At 41.4% G+C, this 5,790-nt stretch carries 5 protein-coding genes and 1 pseudogene; 5 read left to right on the forward strand and 1 reads right to left on the reverse strand.

Features of this window, described 5'->3' with window-relative positions; all coding sequences use genetic code 11:
- Positions 1-180: pseudogene (locus tag AC1DWN_RS26185) on the forward strand (SDR family NAD(P)-dependent oxidoreductase); the annotation flags it as partial.
- Between the two features lie 198 nt (positions 181-378).
- Here AC1DWN_RS26185 and AC1DWN_RS26190 read toward each other — a convergent pair.
- On the reverse strand, positions 379-561 hold the full coding sequence (locus tag AC1DWN_RS26190; protein ID WP_477561831.1) for an S-layer homology domain-containing protein: 183 nt from the start codon (positions 559-561) through the stop codon (positions 379-381).
- On the opposite strand from AC1DWN_RS26190, the gene AC1DWN_RS26195 reads away from it, so the two are divergent.
- The 4 genes from AC1DWN_RS26195 to AC1DWN_RS26210 form a co-directional block, all read left to right on the forward strand.
- Complete coding sequence (locus AC1DWN_RS26195; protein ID WP_477561827.1) at positions 479-2,389, forward strand: sensor histidine kinase; 1,911 nt, start codon at positions 479-481, stop codon at positions 2,387-2,389. The genes AC1DWN_RS26190 and AC1DWN_RS26195 overlap by 83 nt on opposite strands.
- On the forward strand, positions 2,382-3,470 hold the full coding sequence (locus tag AC1DWN_RS26200) for a response regulator transcription factor (protein WP_477561828.1): 1,089 nt from the start codon (positions 2,382-2,384) through the stop codon (positions 3,468-3,470). The genes AC1DWN_RS26195 and AC1DWN_RS26200 overlap by 8 nt, the downstream gene beginning before the upstream one ends.
- A gap of 113 nt (positions 3,471-3,583) precedes the next feature.
- A complete protein-coding gene (locus AC1DWN_RS26205) occupies positions 3,584-4,906 on the forward strand; it encodes an ABC transporter substrate-binding protein (RefSeq protein ID WP_477561829.1) in 1,323 nt (440 codons plus the stop codon).
- Between the two features lie 36 nt (positions 4,907-4,942).
- The coding region (locus AC1DWN_RS26210) for a carbohydrate ABC transporter permease (protein WP_477561830.1) at positions 4,943-5,790 on the forward strand (848 nt) is incomplete at its 3' end.

Consider the following 5,790-nt stretch of genomic DNA (forward strand, 5'->3'; position numbering starts at 1 on the left):
CATCAGAGTAAGACCTATGAACTTACTGCACTTCGTCCATGGACCTTCAATGATCTAGCGATAGTTCTGTCTGAACTTTCAGGTAAGCCCGTTATAATCCGTCAAGATCCTCAGATCCAAAACTGGATATATGTGCAGTTTGCTCTACTGGAAATATCAGATGAGGAAGACCTTTGTTAAATGCTTCATCATTTGATTGGGTCGAAATTGAGGATGTGGAGTGCTTAGAAAACTCTGGGTTCGTCTGAACATACAGGCGTACATGGTAAATCGTCAACGCATCGATCTGCCGAGCAACCGTATCGTAAACGAAAGAAGCTGACGTCGGTTGGGTACCGACGCCAGCTTTCGCTTAAAGACTTATCTCATTGGATGATTTCAGCTTTTCAGTAATTTTGCCACCATCACGGAGAATTCAGCTCTTGTGATATCTTTGGTCTGTTTGAACGTACCGTCCTCATAACCCGAGACGATATGATTGGCTTCCAGGGCCGCGATATACGTATATGACCAGGAATTCGCATTAACGTCTGTGAACGAAACGGCGCTGCCTCCGCTCAGCTCGAATGCTCTGACAAGCAAGGCCGGAAGCTGTGGTTACGAAATGAGGCAAATGATGAAGAGAAGAATAGGAATTCGCTTCAAGTTGATGGTTATGATGATTTGTTTAACGACATTGCCCGTAGTGACTGTAACTTGGCTTGCTGCCAATAATACACGTCATTCCGTGGAGCAGGAAATCATTAATGCCAACGTCTCGCGTATGGAATGGGCGAATCAGTATCTCMATGAATTGATTCAGCAAATTGATACTTTATTTTACACGGTCCAAATTAATACTGAGCTCATGAGCAGTCTGTCTGCCGTTGATACTCCTAATATAAGCGTGCAATATACTACTCAAAAATATATAAGCGATACCCTCAAGCAAGTCTTCTATGCTAACTCCAACAAGATTGATGATTTTACCCTCTACATTCATGATAATAAAAAGGCGATTTCTGTAAATTTTATGAGCAGTGGTTCAATATCGTATATGGATATTCAAAAGGGTTCCTGGAATCGGATGCTGGATACCCCTATTAATATGTATTTCAAGCAGGAGCCTAATGGCATTTATGCCTTTCATAGCATGAATCACTTTGAAGACCGGAAGTTTCTTGGAGGTCTCTCCGTAAGGATTAACCGCAAGGTATGGGATGAGGTAGGAACTATTCTTAAATCGGAGCAGGATAGCTCCGTTTTCCTGCTTAATGATGAAGGTGAATTGTTGTCTGGATCAACCAGTGGCAAAGCATCAGAGGATACGTTCGCACTCATTAATAGTCTTCATGTGCCCGATACCGGAATGAGCTTCCAAAGAACGAATAAATATCATTTTTATATGCAAAAGGTTAGTAAAGGGAAAATGACAATTATTAAGGCGATTCCAATTGAAACGATCAACCATAGTGCGCGCGCGACGATTAATGCGGGATTATGGATTGGGAGTTTATTTGTGGCTGCTTCCATTATTCTCTCTATTATATTTTCACTAAAAATCAGCAAACCTATCATCAGTCTAGCAAGAACGATGAGAACAGCGAAAATTCAAAACTTTGAGTTAAAGTCGGTTAAAAATACCGATGAGATTGGCTTGCTGGAGCATGGGTATAACTCTATGATGCAGCGGATGAAGGAACTCATTGAGGTTGAATACCAAAGAGAGATCGATATGAAAACTTCGCAGCTTCGAACGCTGCAAGCGCAAATTAATCCCCATTTTCTGAACAACACGCTCCAATTAATAGGGGGAATGGCTCTTGAAAAGGATGCCCCGGAAATCTACCGAGTGACGCGAGTTATCGGTGAATTATTAAGGTATTCGATTAGTATGGGAAGTGATTTGGTTTCCTTCGGTGATGAGCTCAAGCACATGCAGAACTATGTGTTTATCCAAGAGCAGCGTTTTGCAGGACGATGCCAGATCGTAGTGGAAAATGATGAATCAACCGTGGACTGCCGTCTTCCTAAGTTTACTCTGCAGCCGATAGTGGAAAATGCATTTGAACATGGATTGCAAAGTAAAACCGGTAGTTGGTGTGTTGAAATAAGAATGAAGCGAGTTCGTCAATTTATTCTAATAGCTGTACTAGATCATGGTGTTGGTATGGGCAAAGATAAGCTTATTCAAATTCGTAATCGTCTGCGTTCGGAGAATGAGAGCAGCAGCCTCGATAAGGATCAGAATAGAAAGAGAAAAGGAATCGGCTTGAAAAATGTGGATTCACGATTAAAGCTTCATTTTGGAGAGGCAAGCGGAATTCGTATCTATAGTGAGAATGGAAAAGGAACGATTGTCTTATTTAAGCTGCCGATACGAGAAAGGGCTGAGCCGGAAGATGTATAAAGTGATGATTATCGATGATGAGCCTTGGTCCAGAAAAGTGATCAAACAACTTGGTGAGTGGAATAAGCATGGACTAGTCATTGTAGGCGAGGCTGATGATGGTTCGGAAGGATTACGTCTGATTGACGAGCTGTTGCCTGATATCGTCGTTACAGATATGAGAATGCCTGGTGTAGATGGTGTGGAGCTCTTGTCAGCGCTGAATAAGCGTCACCCTGCGCTCAAGATTATCGTGATGAGTGGTTATGACGACTTCGTTTACTTAAAGCAAGCGATTCAATCGCAAGCGAAGGATTATTTACTTAAGCCTGTTGATCCATTGGAGCTTAATTACGCGCTTGCCAAATGTGTGAGTGAGTTGAAGCAGACGGTTCGAAGTTTCTCGCTAACTGGTAATACAATCTTTCTATCGGCGGATTCAAACACCTTAGACCAGTATTTGGAACACCGCAATCTGCTTCATGGATATTTATTAGATTTGAATGCTGCGGGTGTTAAGCAGACAATTCTAGCCATGAAGCTGCTCTTCGAAATAGAAAGATTAGAGGGTAGCAAACTGAAGGAAGTTGAGCGCGATCTCACACAGCTATTGGAGGATTTTGTGGTGACTTGTGAAATTGAAGTAAGCCAATGGAACCTTTCAGAGGCATCCAAGAAATTGGATGATGACACATTGTATACAGCGAGCGAGACGATTGAAAGAGTCGAGAAATGGTATATTCGATTGATTGACGAGCTCGAGGAAATACGGAGTAAAAGACATAAATTAGATATGGCAGAAGTTCAAAGCTATATTAATCGGAATTATAAGGAAGGTATTACATTGGAGTCGATTGCAGACTTTTTTTACATTAGTAAAGAACATCTCAGTAGATCCTTCAAAACCTTTAGCGGGGATACCGTCACCGACTATATCAATCGAAAAAGAATGGAAAAGGCCAAGCAGTTGATTGTTGAGCATAAGCTATCCATTAAACATGCTGCGGAGATGACAGGGTACACAGATCTTGCGTACTTTTACAGAGTGTTTAAAAAACATAACGGATTCCCACCGGGGGAATTACGTAAATTAAACAATTAGCTGTGTAGTATCAACCTCAATATTGTACAAAAGAAGATGCTAATATCCTTTAATGATTAAAATGAACGCTTCCATCATACTGAGAGAGTAATGAATATGAGGGGGGCAAATACATGAGAAAAATGTTTAATCTAAGCTTCATTGTTGTTTTACTGTTATTGGTAGTTGTAGGATGCAGCTCGAATAATAAGAATGTACCGGCAGCAGAAAGTGAAAAACCGGAAACGGTTGCTACGAGCAAACCAGAGGAAACACCAGCAGAACCTGTGAAGGTAGAGCTAAATGTATTTATGAGCTATCCACAGTATAAAGAGCAATTTGAAGCCTACTTTGAACAATTCAAAGCGAAGGAATTGGCTGATAAAAATATTGATGTAACGATTAAAACGGAAATGCCGAACGCAGATCAAGCGAAACAAATTTTACAAACACGTCTCGCTTCAAACGATGCACCAGACTTGTTCACCATTCATGCGAATGACATTCCGACTTATTATAAAGCAGGATACTTAAGTGATCTAGCTGATCAACCCTCCATTAAAAGCCTGTACGATCCCATTAAGAAAACAGTTACTTATGATGGTAAAGTCGTCGTACTGCCATTAGAAAGCTCCACATGGGGATTTTTGTACAATAAAAAAATGTTTAAGGAACTCGGCTTAACACCGCCAAACACTTTGGATGAAATGAAAGCGGTTGTCGAAAAATTAAATGCAGCTAACATTGCACCTTTCCAGCTTGCATTTCAAGAGTCGTGGGTACCTCAGTTGATGACTGCACAGTCGCTCGGCGGGATTGTATCCTCGAAGCATCCGGATTGGATTGAGAAGATGAATGCAGGTGAAGCTTCCTATAAGGATGTAGAAGCCATCTTTGATATTATTGATTTGATTAACGCGAACGGTACAAAAAAGCCTTTTGAAGTTGGAAATGAAGCCGGTGCAGCTGATTTTGCAAATGGAAAATCTGCGATGTGGGTGCAGGGACCTTGGAATGCAGATGCGATTCTAAAGGTAAATGCAGATTTTGAAATAGGAGTGGCAGCTCTTCCTGTAAGCAATGATGCGAAAGATACGATGATTAACCTTTCTACCTCTACCTCGTTAGCGCTATCCTCAGCAAGCAAGAACAAAGAAGTGGCGCTTGATTTGCTAAATTATATTCTCGATGAGAAGGATTCTTCCGCATTATTCGAGCAGCTGAAATTTAATCCGATCGCAACCGTTCATCAATTCAAAGTAAATCCGTGGGTAGAGGAATCCTCCGCTTATGTAGCCAACGGGCAAGCGTACCAGGATCTAACACTTCCAAATGGTGTCACTGATGAGCAAGCAAAATTGCTGCAAAGCTATTATGCCAAATCCGTTACGAAAGAAGACTTTATTGCAACAATGGACAAAACGTGGGCAGCGGCAGTGAAAGCAGCAGCGAAATAACGTCAGGATGATTGCAACGGACAGGAGTGTTAGGATATGGGATTAAAAACAAAATGGAAACCAACTCTCATCCTACTAGCCTTCGTTTTTCCTGCCTTGCTATTCTACACCGTATTTGTACTCGCCCCCTCTCTCGGGGGGGTGTGGTACAGCTTAACGGATTGGAACGGTTTAAATCCTGCCTATGAAATGGTAGGCCTAGGTAACTATATCGAAGCGCTTACGGAAGATCGTTTTTTTCTTGATTCCATTTGGTTTACGCTTAAATACGTCGTTTGTATGGTCGTTTTATCCAATTCTCTCGCGATTCTTTTAGCGGTATTCATAGAATCACAAAAACGAAGCAAGGTCTGGTTTCGAACGATTTTCTTTATGCCCAATATGATTAGTTTAATTATCGGCGGCTTTATGTGGATGTTCATATTTACGAAAGTATTGCCGTTCATTGCTGAGCGTACGATTTTTAAATTTTTGGACCAATCGTGGATTGGAGATCCTAAGCTTTCCTTCTATGCTTTGCTGATTCTTTCACTTTGGAGTGGTGTGGGTTACTTAATGGTCATCTACATTGCAGCACTTCAAGGTGTACCCCAGCAATTGAAGGAAGCCGCAGCGATAGATGGAGCGAACACCATTCAGACGTTCCGGAATATTACGATGCCAATGATATATCCTGCATTAACGATTGGATTATTTGTAACATTAAACAGCTCTTTCAAAGTATTTGAAGCCGTGTTTGCTCTTACGGGCGGCGGTCCCGGTAGAGCCACGCAGGTCATTGCACTTAATATTTATGAAGAAGCGTTTAGTCAGAGCAATCGTTACGGCTATGCGAGCGCCAAAGCAATGATCTTATTTCTGATTGTATTTATTATCACCATTAT

The organism is Paenibacillus sp. P4_A7, assembly GCF_056402455.1.